13 protein-coding genes and 1 pseudogene are annotated in these 16,780 nt (G+C 66.2%); 4 read left to right on the top strand and 10 right to left on the bottom strand.

Annotation, left to right across the window (positions count from 1 at the left end; all coding sequences use genetic code 11):
- Nucleotides 1-69: 69 nt before the first annotated feature.
- The 9 genes from ACF1DX_RS35920 to ACF1DX_RS35880 all read right to left on the bottom strand — a co-directional run bounded on the left by ACF1DX_RS35920 (nucleotide 70) and on the right by ACF1DX_RS35880 (nucleotide 12,261).
- Nucleotides 70-471 (bottom strand): DUF6009 family protein, encoded by a 402-nt coding sequence (locus ACF1DX_RS35920; protein WP_391795346.1) that lies wholly within the window; start codon nucleotides 469-471, stop codon nucleotides 70-72.
- Nucleotides 468-2,006 (bottom strand): phage/plasmid primase, P4 family, encoded by a 1,539-nt coding sequence (locus ACF1DX_RS35915; protein ID WP_391795345.1) that lies wholly within the window; start codon nucleotides 2,004-2,006, stop codon nucleotides 468-470. Before ACF1DX_RS35915 ends, ACF1DX_RS35920 begins: the two co-directional genes overlap by 4 nt.
- On the bottom strand, nucleotides 2,003-3,115 hold the full coding sequence (locus tag ACF1DX_RS35910) for a bifunctional DNA primase/polymerase (RefSeq protein WP_391795344.1): 1,113 nt from the start codon (nucleotides 3,113-3,115) through the stop codon (nucleotides 2,003-2,005). Before ACF1DX_RS35910 ends, ACF1DX_RS35915 begins: the two co-directional genes overlap by 4 nt.
- A 2,077-nt stretch (nucleotides 3,116-5,192) precedes the next feature.
- Complete coding sequence (locus ACF1DX_RS35905; protein ID WP_391795343.1) at nucleotides 5,193-6,299, bottom strand: ParB/RepB/Spo0J family partition protein; 1,107 nt, start codon at nucleotides 6,297-6,299, stop codon at nucleotides 5,193-5,195.
- Nucleotides 6,296-7,558: a ParA family protein gene (locus ACF1DX_RS35900; protein ID WP_391795342.1), complete on the bottom strand. Its 1,263-nt coding sequence runs from the start codon at nucleotides 7,556-7,558 to the stop codon at nucleotides 6,296-6,298. Before ACF1DX_RS35900 ends, ACF1DX_RS35905 begins: the two co-directional genes overlap by 4 nt.
- Nucleotides 7,559-7,906: 348 nt before the next feature.
- Nucleotides 7,907-8,740 (bottom strand): hypothetical protein, encoded by an 834-nt coding sequence (locus tag ACF1DX_RS35895; protein ID WP_391795341.1) that lies wholly within the window; start codon nucleotides 8,738-8,740, stop codon nucleotides 7,907-7,909.
- Nucleotides 8,741-9,132: 392 nt separating this feature from the next.
- Complete coding sequence (locus ACF1DX_RS35890; RefSeq protein ID WP_391795340.1) at nucleotides 9,133-10,566, bottom strand: tannase/feruloyl esterase family alpha/beta hydrolase; 1,434 nt, start codon at nucleotides 10,564-10,566, stop codon at nucleotides 9,133-9,135.
- Between the two features lie 341 nt (nucleotides 10,567-10,907).
- Entirely contained in the window at nucleotides 10,908-11,036 is a 129-nt protein-coding gene (locus ACF1DX_RS35885) for a hypothetical protein (RefSeq protein ID WP_391795339.1), read from the bottom strand.
- Nucleotides 11,037-11,058: 22 nt separating this feature from the next.
- The gene (locus ACF1DX_RS35880; protein ID WP_391795338.1) at nucleotides 11,059-12,261 is read right to left on the bottom strand and encodes an MFS transporter; all 1,203 of its coding nucleotides are present in this window, start codon (nucleotides 12,259-12,261) and stop codon (nucleotides 11,059-11,061) included.
- A gap of 160 nt (nucleotides 12,262-12,421) precedes the next feature.
- On the opposite strand from ACF1DX_RS35880, the gene ACF1DX_RS35875 reads away from it, so the two are divergent.
- From ACF1DX_RS35875 to ACF1DX_RS35860, 4 genes are all read left to right on the top strand, one after another.
- Nucleotides 12,422-14,275, top strand: a complete 1,854-nt coding sequence (locus ACF1DX_RS35875) for a helix-turn-helix domain-containing protein (RefSeq protein WP_391795337.1) — start codon at nucleotides 12,422-12,424, stop codon at nucleotides 14,273-14,275.
- 222 nt (nucleotides 14,276-14,497) lie between these two features.
- A complete protein-coding gene (locus ACF1DX_RS35870; RefSeq protein ID WP_391795336.1) occupies nucleotides 14,498-15,223 on the top strand; it encodes a molybdopterin-dependent oxidoreductase in 726 nt (241 codons plus the stop codon).
- Entirely contained in the window at nucleotides 15,207-15,884 is a 678-nt protein-coding gene (locus tag ACF1DX_RS35865) for a cytochrome b/b6 domain-containing protein (RefSeq protein WP_391795335.1), read from the top strand. Before ACF1DX_RS35870 ends, ACF1DX_RS35865 begins: the two co-directional genes overlap by 17 nt.
- Before the next feature lie 131 nt (nucleotides 15,885-16,015).
- A complete protein-coding gene (locus ACF1DX_RS35860; protein WP_391795334.1) occupies nucleotides 16,016-16,522 on the top strand; it encodes an ATP-binding protein in 507 nt (168 codons plus the stop codon).
- Nucleotides 16,523-16,625: 103 nt separating this feature from the next.
- On the opposite strand, the pseudogene ACF1DX_RS35855 reads toward ACF1DX_RS35860, so the two are convergent.
- A pseudogene (locus ACF1DX_RS35855) lies at nucleotides 16,626-16,780 on the bottom strand (TetR family transcriptional regulator); the annotation flags it as partial.

Genomic DNA, 16,780 nt, shown 5'->3' with positions numbered 1-16,780 from the left:
CGGCCGGGTGAAAGGAACGTGGAACGGGTCGGCCCGTCCACCCGCAGTCGCAGAACCGAGTACTCCCTCTCACAGAGGCAGTGTTATCCCCAGCTCCCGCATGGCACTGGACGGCGGGCCGCCCTCGGAACGCTCGGTCTTGTACCCCTTGACACGGGCTTCGAGGGTACGAGGGTCGACCGCCTCCGCAGGAGCGCTCTTGGCGTACAACCCGTCGGGTTGGCTGTCCCGGTCGTGAGGCAGCAGCCAGAAGACCCGGCGACGGAAGGTGCCAGAAGCCCGGGAGGGCTTCGCCGTCGTGTCCAGGAGCGCGTAGCCGACCATGCGGCCGTCGCGGTGGTAAGCGGGCTTGCCCTTGCGCGTGGGCAGCCTGTCCAGACTCTGCCGCACGTAATCGAGCTGGTCGATGTCCTCCAGCCACACGATGTCGGCTTCGTGGCTGATCTCGTCCTCGGTGATCAGGGAGCTCATACGCTGGGGTCCCTTTCCTGGTCGGTGAGCAGTCCGATGCCGGGATAGTGCTTGCGCTGGTTGGACAGGATCATCTCCTTCGGTGAAGCCAGCCCGACGAGTTCTCGGGTGCGGGCCGCGAACGCACGTGAGGACGCGGCCGGTGCTCCTTCATTTTGGCACCATGCGCGGTAGGCCGCGTAGAGGGCGGTCTGCTCTGCCCTCAAGTCGGGGGCCAGAGTGCAACATTCCTCGTAGAAGCGTCCGGTATGGTCCTCGGTCTCAGCGTAGGCGCTGGTGGCGATGCGGACCCGCTCAGGGCCCGTCAGGTCCCGGTCGCCGGCGAGGTAACGGCGAGCGCCGTCGACGAGCCACGTAAGGATTCCCGGGCCTTCTTCGGTGACGAGGATGTCGGCCAGATTGTCGATCTTGCGGTGGTCCGGGACGACTCGCTCGAACGGGATCAGACGCATACGTCGCCAGAAGGCGAAGCCACCCGTGCCCACCTCTGGCCGGTGGTTGCCCAGAAGCCACAGTTTGTGAGTGGGCTCGAAGCTGAAGAAGTCCTGGCGCATGCGGCGGGCTTTGATGCGGTCGCCGCCGGTGAGCAGTTTGACACGGGCTTCGTCGAACTTGTCCCCGGGCTTGACCTCGGAACAGACGATGACACGCCGGCCGTGGAGCTCGGCGAGATCGGTGGGATGGCCTTCGTAGGGCCGTGCCATGAGGAAACCGGGGGGCGCGGCGTCCGCGTAGTCCCCCAGGAGCTTCATCAGCACGTCGAGCAAGACGGACTTGCCGTTCTTGCCGGACCCGAAGAGGAAGGGCAGGACCTGCCCGCCGACGTCTCCGGTGATGGAGTAGCCCAGGAGGAGTTGCAGGTAGGCGATCATCTCCTGGTCCTCGGCATCGGCGCCGAAGGTGTCGGTCAGGAAGCGTTCCCAACGGGGGGTGGGCATGGGCTCGGGACCGACGGTGGTGGACCTGGAGTGGAAGTCCTTGTTCGGATCGGGCGTCTTGATGAGGCCGGTGCGCAGGTCGACGATGCCGTTCGGCGTGCACAGGGCGTAAGGGTCGGCGTCCAGGAGTACCGCGTTGAGAACCATCCCAGGGGCGGACTTCGCCTGGGTGAGCATGGCGTTGATGCCCGTGGTCGACAACGCCCGCCGACGGTGTGACTGCAGCGACTGCGCCGTGAACAGGCCACGAGGGTCATGTGTGGCGATGGCTTCGGCGAGGTCGCCGGCGGCCCATAGGACCGTGTCGTCCTCATCGATCTGCCAGCGGGTGGTGTCCCAGCGGTACCAGCCGATGCCGGGCACGTGCCGGTAGTCGTTGGCGTACAGCTTGACGAAGAGCTTGGCGTTGCCGCGGTCGCTGAGGGTGTCGGGAAGCAGCCCCTCGGGGGTCGCATGCCCAGTGACGGCCCGAGAAGCGTCCGTCTGAGCCGGCAGAACCACGGTGTGGCCCTGAGTCACGCGTCCCTGGCTGCGGATCTGGGCGGCGACGGCCTCGGCGTCGAAGAGTGCCTCGGTTTCGTTACCCGGTGAAGTCATCGGGGTCCCCCTTGCGAGAGGAGGGGGTGCCGGCGCCCGGCGGCCATCCCGCTGCGGATGATCTGGGCAGCGCGCCGCTCTTGGCCCGGCCGGGCCACTGCTGCGGCTTCTCGCAGCGCCTGCTCGGCTTCCTCTTCCGTGAGTCGGCCCGCGGCCACGAGTCCGCCGAGGGTGAAGGCGGCACGGTTGAGGACGTCCGAGAAGCCCGCGCCCTCCGGGACCTGGCCGCAGGCCTCGACCTGTCCCAGAACAGCGGCCAGCATGCGCTGGGTACGGTCGCGGCCGCCGCCTGCTGCGGCAATGGCCTGCTGGGCACGGGGCGGTACGGGCCGGGGGGCGGGAATATTCGGAGCGGGAAGATGGCCGGTGCGCTCGAGTTCCTGGGCCAGCCACATGGGGAGCGCGGCGGGCTCGCGAACGCCGTCAACGGGCTCGTAGGTTCCGTCCTTGGTCGTCGTACCGGGAGCGATGATGTAGCCCCCGTGGGCACGGACATCCACCTGCCAGGCCAGGGCGGCGCCCTTGCTGGAGCCTGAGGAACAGCGCCAGCGGCGGTTGTCCACAGCTCGATACCAGACGTGCAGGCCTCCCGACGGGGTGCGGACGCGGAGGGTCGTGTCGTCGTCTGCGGGACTGCGCTGACCGCGCAGGGCAGCCAGGACGGCAAGCGTGTGGTAGCCGTTGGCCAGGCCTGTGAGGTCGACGTGTTCACCGATCGGAATGCCCGGGAGAATCCGGTCCCGGGTAGGGGGTTGAGTGCTGTGCGCATCGATGTCGATGACGACCAGGTTCGCCGGCCCGCAGGCGATGCCCACGCCGAATTCCGGGTGACGGCCCCACCAGTGGGCGATGCGGCGCTGGTCGAGGGTGGCGGCGTGAAAGCCGTGGCACCAGCGCCCTGCGGGCAGGCAGGGGCACTCCGCGGGCGGGTGTGAGCCGGAGCGACAGTCTGCACAGTTCGAGGCTGGTGTTTTCCGACCGGCAGCGAGAGGGTGTACTGGCCAGCCCCTGCGGGCGCACCAGCTGGCCGTGGCCAGAGACGCAGCGACTGAAGGCACGGGGTCTGGACGCCCTGAGTCATTGCCAGAAACGCGCAGCTCAGCGGACATTCACACCCCTTTTCAGCTACCGAAGCGACTGAACGACGGACACAGCCTAGCGAATGTGGTCGCTCAGGTCATGGAGCACATGCCAAGCAACACTTGCGCCATGTCGATGATGCGTTCGGTTGGCTTGGTTCCAGCGACTGAGTGAGCGACTCAACGCTAGGGGCAGCGACTGAAGGGCGTTCAGTCGCTGTTGAGAGGGGTCCCAGAAAACAGCAGGTCAAGTGTGGTGTGACCACCCAATCAGCGACTGAAGCGACTGAAGCTTCCTATATATAACGCACACGCACACGCACAACGGCTACATATACTCCCCGCTGGGTCGCTTCAGTCGCTGTCTCCTGTGTCCACAGCGCTCTGACCTGGGCTTTTATGGAATCCCCAGCGCAGCGACTGAAGAAAGACTGAGTAGCTGCTCGGTCTCAGTCGCTGAGAGGCTCCCTCTGCCTGTCAGCTACCGAAGCGACTCAAGCGACCGAACGCGGAGTACGCGTTCACACAAGCTCCACAAACCGTCCCCACCTCGGCTTCGAGTAGCTTCGGTCGCTTCAGTCAGAAGCCGGATCACACACCTCCGCCCTGACAGACCTGGCCCCTGCTGTGCCGCGAGCCCGCCCTGTGGATCTGGACGTACTACTCCCCACCGCCCACAGCAGACGATGTCTACTCGGCCGACGGACCGAGGGTTCCCTGACATAGCGGTTCTCGGAGAGCTGTTGCCGCCACGCCGGTGCTCCGTACCCGCGGGAACAGCTGCACGAACTACTACTGGGCCCCGGTCTGTCGGGTGCGGGGGTCCCGGCGGTGAGGGATCGAGCGAGCGTCGCCCGTCCCGCGCTGTGGCTTGGTGGAGCTGCCGTAGGAGGCCGACCCGTCGATCCAGGTGACGACCATCTCCCCCGGTGTGGTGGCATCCGATATGGCCGGGACCACCACCGACCCGCCTGCGGCCCGGGCGATCAAGGAATACCGCGAGGCCGGAGCCATCTCGCCGGATGCGATCGCCCGAGCTATCGTCCGTACCATCAGAGAGCCGGATGATGTGGACGTCAACGAGTTGATCATCCGGCCGGCCCGGATACGCGGATGCCACCTCGTTGACTCTGCGCAGAGGGGGGTGTCTCTTCCGCTTCTGGAGCCGATCTGCCGATCAGCCGCTCTGGGGTGGCCGGGAGGTCGGTGGAACGACCACCGCATCCTGCTCAATGGGATCCTGCTCTGGATCCGCACCGGTATCCCGTGGCGAGCCTTGCCTGGAGTGCTAGAGGGCCTGGAAGACCGTCTACGAGCGGCATCGCCGCCGGTCAGCGGAGGGCACCTGCCCTGCAGGCCATTCAGACCGACGCCGACTTGGTCGGTCGGATCAACTGGTCGACGGTCGGTGTTGACTCGACGTCCTGCCGGGTCGACCAGCATGTGGCCGGTGGCGGCAAAGACGAAGCCGCGGAACCTGAAAGAGCGATCCCTCGAAACCGATGTCCCGCCGAGGGACTCGGACGTTCTCGGGGCGACCTTGATCAGCCTTACACCGGGCCAGTGGGGCGACGCCCACAGACAATCGAGGTCCTGCACCCGGTCCGACCACGTCAGCGGCGACGAGGCATACGGCTTCCGCCTCAATTGCCACTACTTGTGCCAACGCCACATCGGCCAGACCAATCGATCCGCGCACTATGGCGTCGGCCCACGCGGGCAAGACGCTGCCCCGGGGCGTTCCATCCGAGGCTCCAGAAGAGGAGCAGAAGTATGGCTCCGCTCAGATGCATGGCGCCAAAGTGCCGCACAACGGAATGTGAAGCTTCGACGCCTCGCCCCCCCGGCAATCAGACCGCCGGTTCTCTCATCCACGTCCCCTTTCCCGCCGCCGTATGGAGGAACGAGTCACGGTAGTTGGCGGTTGTCTCGCCCTCGCACGTCGTAGCACGTTCCGTATCGGGGTCGTCATGTTCCGACGGACAGTTCCTCCCGGCCAGGAAGCCTCGGGTTCTCCTCATGCGAGACGCTCGGCCAGAAGAGCCCAGCCGAGCGTCTGTCAGGACTGCTGTCGCAGTCATAGGGCCGAGCCTCAGTGGCCCCGTCTTCACGTGAGGGGTGTGCTCTGGCTGTCCCTGTGTTTGATGAGCAGGTCCAGCATCTTGTTGAACTCCTCCGCGGGCATCTTATGAATGAGGTGCAGTGCCGCCTCGGCGCCATCCTGGTAGGGGAAGCGCTTCGGCTGCTGGTCGCGCGTTACCCCATCAACGACCGTCTGGCCAGCCTCGGGCGGTGTGGGCCCGACGCGTGTGTTGGCTGGCGGCATGGGAGCTGCCGGCTTTCCTTGCCGACTTGTCTCTCCTTGCGGGGGAGGCTCCTGCTGAGAGTTCTCTTCCTTGAGATCCTTCGTGATTACGGCGTAATCGCTCCCCTGCACCACGACCGGCATGTCGCGTGGCTCGTCCTCAGAGACGCGATGAGAGGGCCTGGGCACGAGGTTCTCGGAGGACGAGCGCATCCTCACGGCCTTCAACTCGGCCAGGGCAGTCTGTTGTTCGTCCTGGGGCTTGTTGCCGACTGCTCGTAGAAGATCGATGGGCTCCTTACCGATGAGGGCTTGCAGCTCAGGCGCGAGGTTCAGCAGCGCGAGCCGTTGGGAAACCCAACCCTGGGAGCGGTGCAGTCTCTTGGCCAGGGCCCTCTGACTCCCGTGGAGCGTAAGGAGGCGCTGCAGAGCACGCGCTTCATCGAGCTCTTCGAGGTCCTGACGGTGAATGTTGGCGACGAGCGCAGACTCCAGTAGCTCCTCGGCGTTCGATCCCTGGTCGTCACTGACCATGACCTTCACCGAGCTGAGGTTTGCTTCGCGTGCGGCAGCTAGGCGACTGCTGCCGTCGATCACGACATAGGTGGTGTCCGGTTCGAGGTCACTTTCGCGATCCGGGTTGACCTTGATGTAGGCATCACGATTCATCACCGTGATGGCCTGCTTCTGGCCGTGAGTACGCAGGCTGCCCGCCAGGTCGGTGAGATCTCCGAGGCTGGAACGAGGGTTGTCCGGGTTGAGGCTGATGCGGTGCGGCGGCAGTTCGGTGGGAGGCGCCACCCCGTCGGTGGGGACACCCGTAGCTGCGGCCACGGCCTGGCGGCGTGCGCTGATGGTGCGCACTCCCCCACCGAACCGACCTGAACCCAGCTCATCCGCCTTGCTCACAGCACCTCCCGGGCCAGGGCGCGCATGCCGATCGCCTGCTGTGACTTGGGTGCGTATGACAACAAAGGCTTCTTCACTCGGACGGCTTCCTTCTGTTCCTTGAGGTCTCCGATGAGACCAACGACCCTTGGATCCTTTATGTCCACCCATCCTTGCAGGGACGACGTGGCGATGTATCCGCGGCGAGAGTCGTAGAGGTTGACGGCGATACCGAGGTAGTCGATGTCGATCTGGAGGTCGTTCCGCAGATCGTCGATCTGAGTGGTGAGCAGCTCGTAGGCGTCCGCAGAGCTGTCCTCGGCTTGGACAACGATCAGGGCACCCGACTGTCCGGGCTTCTCACCGTCGCGGCGGCGACCGTAATAGGCGGCGGCGTCCATGCTGAGGCCCAGGCTGGGAGGGCAGTCGACGATGATTACGTCGTAATCAGCTTCGAGCGGGGCCAGGGCCCTCTCCAGTGCCGCCTCCCTGGCACGTACCGCGGACAGCCGGACGTCGAGGAGGAAAGCGTCGTTGCAGGCGGGCAGGAGGTGCAGCCGTCCGGCGAAGGTGTCGTCGTCGATGGAGACGATGAGATCGCGGAGGTCTCCCTTGGGGTCACCCGCCATGTGATTGGTGAGGCTGTCACCGTTCAGCGGCAGGGGTGTAGCCCCGAGTTGGTTCGTGAGGTGGCATTGCGGGTCGAAGTCGACGAGCAGCACCTGCAGACCGGGGCCGGGCAGGCTTTCGATGTCGAGCGGGTCGTCCTCGCGCTCGATGCCGTCATGCACCTCGCTCGCGCGCAGGGCCTTGGCGAGAGCCTTGGAGACACCGACGGCGTGCAGGCTGTTGGAGTCCTCGGCGAGGGCTTCGCCCAGGCCGGCGGTGATCGCTGTCTTGCCGACGCCCCCCTTCTGATTGCAGACGATGATGCGGCGGGTGACCTCAGGGCGTGACACGTCCGGGGCGGGGTTCGAGTCGAGCCACAGCTGGATGGACTGGGCGAGGCCCTGAATCAGCGAGACGCGCCGGTCGGTGCAGGCGGTACGGAAGTCCTCCCATTGCCCAGGAGGGAGGAAGGTCGAGAAGGAGTCAGCGCCCGAGGTATCGACAGTGGCGGTCGTAGCAGCGAGATTGCACCAGTCTCTGATGCCCTGCTCAACCGCAGCTTGGATCTCGATGCCGTGCTGGGCGGCTCTGACTTTGAGGTTCTGCCGGAGCCAGGCCGGCAGCTTGGAGACGACCTTCTCGCGGTCGTGAGACGTGGCTGGCGAAGTCATGCCAGACACCATACTAACGCCGCAGATCATTTCTAGCTTTGACACGTTAGTTTTTACTGCCTGTAGGTAGGTCAGCGATCTTCAGCGTCCACGGACATGGGTTGAGGCCCACTCAAGCCGGGCTTCCGGTTGACAGGTCTTATGGCGGTGATCGCTGGTGGGCCTCGGGCCTCAGGTCAGCCGCCAGGCGTGGTGATTACGGCGTAATCACCAGCGAGTGGTCTCACGAGGTCGCCGCTTGCAGGGCCGCGGCCGGTAGTGATTACGCCGTAATCACGGACGGAGCCTCCCTGCCGCCCCGGCCTGCGGCAGTCACTTCACACAGCGCTGAACTCCCCCACCTGTTGATCATCGTGCATGGCCACCCCGAACAGCATGGCTGCCATCCCTGAGCAGGCCGGCAGCTGCTCTATAGGATGCCTGCGCATCCGGGGTCGCTGCAGACAGAGCTCCCATGCGCTCGGCCTTCCTGAGTTCACGGACAGCGGCCTCTACGTACTTCTGCAAGCTGACCAGTTGGGTGGCGGTGTGACAGTCAGGGAGGAGCGCTTCGATCTGGTCGAGCCAGAAGGTGACTTCGTCGTCATCGTCGAGACTGCTCCGGTGCAGAATCAGCCGCTGTGCCACAGGGGCCAGGAGTGCGTGTCTGCGAGCGGCCTCTTCTTCCGCCTGCCGCTCGGCGGCTGCGCGGATGGCGGCCAGTCGCTCCGCCTCACGAACCGCTTCGGGAGTGCGGCGAACGGTCTGGCCTGTGTGAGAGGCGGCTGCCAGAACCACGGCCTGCAGACGCCTCGCCTTGTTGTAGGCCGCGCTGGGGGCGTTGACGGCGAGTGCTGGCGCCAGGTCCGTCCATTCCGTTCCGGCGGCCCGGGCATGTTCGATGGCTTTGGCCTGGTGCAGATCGGCTTGCTCGCGCAGGTACTCCCACAGCAAAACGCGCTTCGTCGCGGCCGTGCGTCGGGCCGCCTCCGATGTCAAGGCGCTCGCGTTCGCCTCGAGATACAGGAGCGCTCCGAACAGCTCCTCGTCGGCCGGCATCCGACCGATGTTGGGATCCTCGGCGTCCTCGTGCAGTTGGCGCAGCTCGCCGATCAGGGCCGCTGTGTCGAGGTTGCCGATCCTGACCGGCGGTTTGAGCAGGGGCTTTGTGGGAGTGACCGGCTTGCGCGTAGGGCGAGGCATGACATCGATTCTGCCCCGGTCCGGGTGATTCACATTCTGTGAATCGCGGAGTACCGGGGTGCGCTCGGAGGAGTTCGCGCGATCTGAGCTGCAGCGCACGTGAGGAACGACCTGGTGATCAGCGTGCCGGTGGATACAGCGGACGCGGGCCGGCCTTCGTCAGTGGTGTACGGGCCGGGCAGCGCATCTGTGTGTGATGGGGAGGCCTTTCGGCCGTCGGACCGTCTGGCAGAGACGGTCCGGTTCAGCCCGCGCAGCGACCCCAGCCGTTGATCGACCTCGCCGTCCCGCTGGTGATTACGGCGTAATCACTCGTCTCCGATGTGGCGGCTCGTCGGCACGGGTGGTGGGGGAGAGGCATGCACTGTTCTGACCGTGGGGTGCTCCCGCTTTCAGGAGCGGCACTCGAAACTTCCGGCGCTGTCGGGGTTGCCGGTCCGGTATGCAGGCCAGAGGGGATACTCACACAGGGGCCGACTCCTGCCGACGTTGGCATCAGTGACGACAGGCCCGGTGGGTTGCCGATCCTGCTCGGCCCATCGCTCGATCGCGGTGACCGAGTCCCAACCGGCGGCGAAGGCGGGACTACCGACATTGGCATGGTTGGCACCGGGCACGAGGTAGTACCGCATGAAGTTCCGTGCCGTGCGGTGTCCCACCTTGTCGACCACGCGCGTGTAGTAGTCGTTCGTCGAACGATGGGACACCAGCTCGTCGGCGGCACCGTGCATCAGCAGTAGCTTGCCGCGGGACCGTGCGAAGGGCCGCAGGTCCGCGTCGTTGACGTCCTGCACTTCGGACAGTTCACTGATCCGCTTGATCCACTTCCCCGGTTTGTCCGGTACCAGGGCCAGGGAATCATGGTCGGCGTCGCGTGTCAGGAAGTACTTGGCCCACTGGTCCCAGTACTGCATCCCGTACCCACTCGTCAGGGGCATCGGGTGTGAGGGCGCGGTCGTACCGAAACCCAGCAGTGGCGTTCTCATGTCGGCACCGGAAAGGAAGGGAAAGCCTGGGTAGCCTCGTTCACCGCTGGCGACCTCGTACGGCCACTCCCAAACGGATGAGACGGCCTTGACCGCGTGGATCTGACGGTCCGAGAGGCAGGTGGGGCCGGCGTCGGCACCGGCGGGACACCGCAGCTGCTCGGGTTCGAAGTGGCACGCTTCCGGGTTCGAGATGATGGCGTCGGCCAGCCCGTCCAGGCTGTCGCAGCCCTGGATGACGCTGTTGTAGAGCAGGGCCTGTTTCTCGGGTCCCGGGAACGCCCCTGGTTTCGCCAGCAGTCGGGTCGCGTATCCCAGGTAGAGCGTCTCGGCGAGGTTGTTCCAGGCCGGATAGGCGGAGATCACACCGTTGAAGGCGCGGGGCCACCGTTGGACCACCGTCAGTGCCTCGCGGCCACCGGTCGACCCTCCGGCGAAGTAGGTGTGCCGGGGCTTCGTTCCGTACCACTGGCGGATCAGGAACTGCGCCGCGTCGTGCGTCTTCTTGAGCGCGTCGCCGGCGACGAAGTTCCGTAGAGCTTCGTCATTCATCGCGAAGGAGCCGTCCAGTGAGGGAACGGGGTGCCGGGCGGGGTTCGCCCGGTGGCCGGAGTCGCTCGCGTAGGTGGCGTACCCACGGGCCAGGGGAGTGGGGCCGCCCTGTGTCCCGAAGGGGACGTTCGCGCGGATGTCGGGGATGGTTCCGTTGAAGCCGCCACCGCCCAGCATCATGGACTTGCGGTTCCAGTCCAGGGGGAGGGCGACGCGCAACTCGATGTCGGGCGCGGAACGGTCGATGGGGGAGAGGGCCGCGTCGACGTGGCAGTACGTGACGCTCACACCATTGATGGTGTGAGCGTCACGTTGATTGAGGCATGCACGCGGCCACCTCTGGTGGGCAGGGAGGTGACCGCCGGTGGGATCGTCGTCCCGGCCAGGGCCTCACAGCTCGTACCGGAGCGCCCCGGCAGGGATGCGGCAGATGCTGCGCGTTGCGGGCTCAGAGGTGTGGTGAGGAGGGCGCCGGCGGCGATGAGTGCGATCCCCGTGTATGTCCTGGGGTTCATAGCTGGTTCCCTCCTGATTGGTCCGGTGGGGGAGTGGCGCATCGGTGGCCGGCTGTCTCGGCCCAAGGTGCCGAAGGCGGTCTCGTGGAGCGGGATTCGTCGGCGGGCGGGACGTCACGGCAGCACCTTCGGGTTCCGCTCGACGGTGGTGGGCGCGGGCGCGGTGGTCGTGCGGTCCTCTCGCCGCAGAGCCCAGCGCAAAGCCGCCGCGAGTCCGCCTCCGATGAGGGAAGTGGCGATCACGATCGAGAAGCCGGAGGCCGGGTCACCCGAGTCGGCTTCGGCCAGCCCGAACAAGTAGGGCCCGACGAATCCGCCGGTCAGACCCACCGTGTTGATGAACGCCAGCCCGGCGGCCGCCACGACCCCCGACATTCGGGCCATCGCGACCGACCAGAAGACGGGCAGCGTGCCGAAGATAATCATGGCCATGACACCGATGAGGCTGATGCGCAGAGCGGGGGACGAGACCAGCAGGAAGAGGGCCGCGATCAAGGCCGGGAAGGCGGCCAGGAGGCCGATGGTGAGGGACTCGCGGGGGGGCGCGGCGGAACAGGGCCGGCATCACCAGCACACCGATCGTCCCTCCGATGCCGGTCACTCCGCTGAGGAGACCGATGAGGAAGGACCCGCTCACATCCAACGAAGCGATGATCGACGGCACGTTGAACGTGACACCGTTCATCGTGACCTGGTTGAGAAAGTAGATGACGCCGATGAGCAGGATGAAGGGCCGGCCGAACGCCTGACCCAGGTTGCCTTTCAAGGAGTGCTCGCCGTGCGGATGGGCGCCTTGTTCGGCCGAACTGGTCAGCGCCGCGGCCTCGTTCACCGTCAGCCATGGCGCGTCTGCCGGAACTTCGGGCAGGAAGGCCAGCACGACCAGCCCGATCACGATCGTGATCAGACCCTCGATGAGGAACATCCACTGCCAGCCGTGGAACCCGGCGAGGCTGTCGAGTTCCATCAACGCGCCGCCAAGAGGGCCTCCGAGAAGAAGACCGAGCGTGGGAGCGAGGTAGACGAATCCGACCGCCGTGGCGCGATCCTTCTGCGCGAACCACCGGGTCATCATGAACATCATCGCGGGATAGAGGCCGGCTTCGGCCGCTCCGAGCGCGATCCGCGCGATGTAGAAGGTGACGTCGTTGGTGATGAACATCATGAGTGCTGTGACGGCGCCCCAACTGAGAGCGATCCGTGCGATCCAACGCCGAGGCCCGATGCGGTACATGATCAGGTTGCTGGGGACTTCGAAGAGCGCGTACGTCAGGAAGAAGAGCCCCGCGCCCAGACCGAACGCGGCTGCGCTGATGCCGACGTCCGCCTGCAAGTGGGTCTTCGCCAGCGCGATGTTGGTCCGGTCCACATAGGACATGAAGTAGGCGAGGCACAGGATCGGTAGCAGCCGCAGCATCGCCTTGCGGGTGGCGACGGCGTGCAGGCCGCTGTCGGCAGGAATCGACATTGTCCTCCCTTTGAACTCGGCTCCCGACGCGGGCTTTTGAACGGTCGACCGGCGAATGTGCCCGCGCTGCCCGCGAGATGGCGACCACGTGTCGTGAGGGGAGATTAGAGCGGTCCACACCCGTCAAGAGATGGAACGTCCCTACACTCATGGCGCAGTCATGGTGGAGCAAAGCACCACTCGACCTCTTGCGGGGGCAGCGATGGCCCAGACTGGTTCCGACGCGGCGGCCGCCGCTGGCGACAGTGAGCTGACCTCCTACCGGTTGCGGCGCGAACGAGAGCTCAGCAGCCTGTACCAGACGGCCCGGTCACTGACGGCGCTCGGTGAGGTGGACGAGGTACTGCGGTCGATCGTGCGGCACGCCCACGAGCTGATCGGGAGTGACTTCGTCTATCTGTCGTTGCTCGACGGGGACGGGCAGCTCACCGTCAGGGCCTCCGGCGGCACGATCTCCCCGGAATTCTCGTCTGCCCGGTTGCAGCCCGGACTGGGGCTGGGCGGGCGCGTGATCGAATCCAAGGCTCCCTTCTGGGTCAGCAATTACCGTGCGGCGCGAGGACTTCCGCGTGACCCCACGTTCGACCTGCTCGTCCCGTGTGAGGGACTCATGGCACTGCTGGGTGTACCGCTCATGGTGGGAGATGAGGCCATCGGCGCCCTCTTCGCAGCCGACCGTACCGAGCGCCCTTTCGAGAAGGACGAAGTCGCGCTCTTCAGTGCCTTCGCCAGTCATGCCGCGGTCGCCCTCAACAACGCCCGTCTCTACGAACAGACTCGGAGCTCGCTGCGGCGCCTCACGGACGCTTACCGCACGATTGAAAACCAGGTCGCCGCCATGGAGCGGGCCGCGGCCGTGCACGAAGCACTGACCCGTGTGGTGCTGACCGGCGGAGGGCCGGGTGACATCGCACAGATACTGGGCGAGCACCTGCGGGGAACGGTGACCGTCCTCGACCGTGACGACAAGGTGCTCGCCATCCGATTCACCGGACGACAGGTCGACGCCGGACAGGATCCGGTGCGGAAGCTGCAGGCAGAAGCACGGCGTACCGGCCGGTGCGCGTCGGCGGAAATCGAGTTCGGCGCCTTCCGGAGCGTGGTGGCCATCCGGGCCGGCGGCACGCACTTCGGATTCCTGTGTCTGGCGCGCCATGGTGCCCCGGACGCGGCAGACGTGCGCATGCTCGAACGTTCCGCGCAGATAGCGGGCTTGCTGATCCTGATGAGGGACGCACGGGTCGAAGCCGAGGAGCGGGTGCGTGGGGAACTCCTCATGGACCTCATGTCTTCCGCCCCGCTGCACCCTGCTCAGCGCGACAGGGCTCTTGCCAGTGGGGTCGACGTCGACCGCCTCGATGTCCTCGTCGTGGCCGAATGCCGCGTGAGGACCGTGAGCGACGTCGTCCGCCAGATGAAGCCTCTCTCGTCCGAGTGGTCGGGGCTGGCGGGCGATCACCTCGGCCGAGCGACCATGCTGGTACACGCCGACGACACGGACGAGATCGCCCACACCCTGCACCGCGTACTGCGCCGCACACTCGGCGTGCCGATTCTTGTGGTCGCCCATCGGATCGCCGGTCATGATCGTTCGCGCTCGTTCGCGCTGGCGCAGCGCTGTCTCAGGGTGATGCGCGCTCTGGGGGAGAGGGACCGGGGAGCGAGTACACAGCGGTACGGAATGTACGCGCTCGTCTTCGACCCAAACCGTGCGGATGATCTCGACCGTTTTCTCACCGACAGCATCGGCGGGCTCGTGGAATACGACCGACGACGGTCCACCGACCTGGTGGCCACGGCAGCCGCGTACTTCGCTCATTCCGGCAACCTCAGTCGGACGGCTCGTTCTCTCCACGTCCACCTGAACACCCTGCTGAAGCGTCTGGACCGCATCACCGTCCTCCTCGGCGAGGACTGGCGCTCTTCGGACTCGGCGCTACGTCTTCACTTGGCGTTGAGGCTCCACGAATTGAGGGGTGCGGTCGACGGATCGGGTCCGGACGCATCCGACTGAGGAGCGCACGCGCTCGCGGTCCTCGAACTGCTGCCGATGCGTGAGAACAGAACGTTCTGTCTTGACACGCGTCCTGGATTCTTGCCATCCTGGCCGCAAAGAACGTTCTGTCTCGGCAGATGCGAGCATCGCGGTACGCGGGCAGGCAGCCCGGGGCGCAGGCCATGCCGGCATCGACCGGACCGGCGGCCGGTCCGGTGAACGCACAGGGGAGATGAGTCGGTGAACTCTGAACTACCGGAGGAACGAGGCGCTCCCGTGGGGCGGCGCGTCTTCCTCGGCACCCTTGGCCTCGGAGTGCTGGGTGTCGCGGCCGCACCCGAACTGCAGAGCGGCATGGAGAGTTTCCTGGGGGGAGCCTCCGATCTGGATCCTTCCGGCCTGACCGGTCTGCTCCCGAACGGCGGAGGCTTCCGCTATTACTCGGTCACTTCGTCCGTGCCGCGGAAGACCGCCGAGAACTACCGGCTCTCCGTCGACGGCCTCGTCGACCGCCCGGCGACATACACCCTGGGCGACCTCAAGGCGATGCCTCAAACGCACATGGTGCGAGACATCCAGTGCGTCACCGGCTGGCGTGTCCCCGGCACCCCGCTCGAAGGGGTACGCCTCTCTCACTTGCTGGACGCGGCCGGAGTGCACCCGTCGGCCGGAGCGGTGCGCTTCACCTGCTTCGACGGGGAGTACTCGGAAAGCCTGACCATGGAGCAGGCCCGCCGGGCGGACGTCCTGGTCGCCCTGCGCATGCAGGACAAGGACCTCGGGCACGCCCACGGCGGGCCGGTCCGCCTCTACGTGGCGCCCATGTACTTCTACAAGTCCGCCAAGTGGCTCTCCGGCATCACCGTCACAGAGAGCGTCCAGCCCGGCTATTGGGAAGAGCGCGGCTACGACATCGACGCCTGGGTGGGCCGCTCGAACGGACGGGACGATGAACCGACGACATGATCCACCACAGGTCGGGAGCGTGCGGCGATTCAGCAAGGCCGAGCGCTGGGCCCACCGCGCCACGGCCGTGCTGATGGGTGTGTGCGTCCTCACCGCGGCCGCGCTGTACCTCCCCCTGTTCGCCCAACTCATCGGCCGCCGCGCTTTGGTGGTCACCGTGCACGAATGGTCCGGGATCGCACTTCCGATCCCCGTCCTGGCCGCCCTGGGATCGCGCGCCTTCCGTGCCGACCTGGGCCTGCTGAACCGTTTCGGCTCGCACGACCGCCGTTGGATCGTCGCCGTTCTGCGGCGGGACGGGCGGCCCGGGTCCCGTCCCGCGCACAAGTTCAACGCGGGACAGAAGCTCTATGCCGCCTGGGCAGCCGGCGCCACGCTCATCATGCTCGGTACCGGGCTGATGATGTGGTGGACGCAGCTCGTCCCGCTGGAGTGGCGCACCGCCGCCACCTTCATCCACGACTGGCTGGCCCTGACTCTCGGCATCGTTCTCGCCGGTCACATCGGCATGGCCATGGCAGACCCCGAGGCCCGGCGCGGTATGCGAACCGGTTGGGTCGGCCGGGCTTGGGCGGAACGGGAGCATCCGTTGTGGCAGCCGGCGCCCAGACCACGCCCGGACCGCCCGGACCGGCGCGCTGGGCGACGGGAGGTGCGGTGACTTTCCCCGAGTTCGCGCCCGGGCCGCAGTCCAGTCGGCGCAGCGTTCGCAGCCCTTTCCAGGTGTTGTATAGTGAGCGTTCCACACAGCTCGTGAAGCAGCCGTATGTGGGTCTGGGCACAGGAGATTGCATGTCGGCGACCTCAATGGTGGAAGGATCCGTAATGTCGCCCACAACGGTCCTCGATCAAACGCAGTGTCGTTTAGAAGCCGTCATCGAGCCCGATCCAGTTCGGGTCGCCCAGGCTCGACATGCCGCTTCCGCCATTTTGCGACTCTGGGGTAGGAGCGGCTCTCTGGTCGATGATGTGCAGCTGGTCGTCTCCGAGTTGGTGACGAACGCGATAGAGCACGGGCGCGGTCCGATCACGATGAAGATCACGGAGGTGGCGGGCACCGTCACGGTCGAGGTGTCCGACTGCAACCCGGTGCCGGCCCAAGTCCGCAGTGCGCAGCACGACGACTTGGGAGGGCGAGGGCTCACGATTGTCGCCACGCTCGCGGACACCTGGGGAGTGAGTGAGGACGGCTGCACTACATGGGCTGCGTTCTCGTCGAGCGAGCCGAAGCCGGCAGGGCCGATGATCTCGGAAGCCCTGCCGATGATCGCCGCCTCGGCAGGGCCCTGTAGGACATGACAAGCGGTTGGCGCAGCGCCTCCCTCAAGCCGAGCCAACGGGCTCACCGGGCTGAGGGGTATTGCTCTCCGCGTCTGCCTCGCTCAAGTCACCGCGCAACGGGCTAGAGAGCCGGAGTGGCGCGGGGCGCGTCGGAGTCGAACGTGTCCTCGGTGAGTGCACCCAGGAGGCCTTCGACGCCGTTGAGGAAGGTTTCGGAGATCAGTTTGGGGTCGAAGAGGCAGCCGGCTGCCATGGCGCCGTCGCGGAGCATGACGA

This window comes from Streptomyces sp. NPDC014676 (assembly GCF_043084105.1).
Taxonomy (GTDB): Bacteria; Actinomycetota; Actinomycetes; order Streptomycetales; family Streptomycetaceae; genus Streptomyces.
The sequence above is the reverse complement of the archived record's forward strand: the minus strand, read 5'-3'. Positions and strand labels throughout refer to the sequence as shown.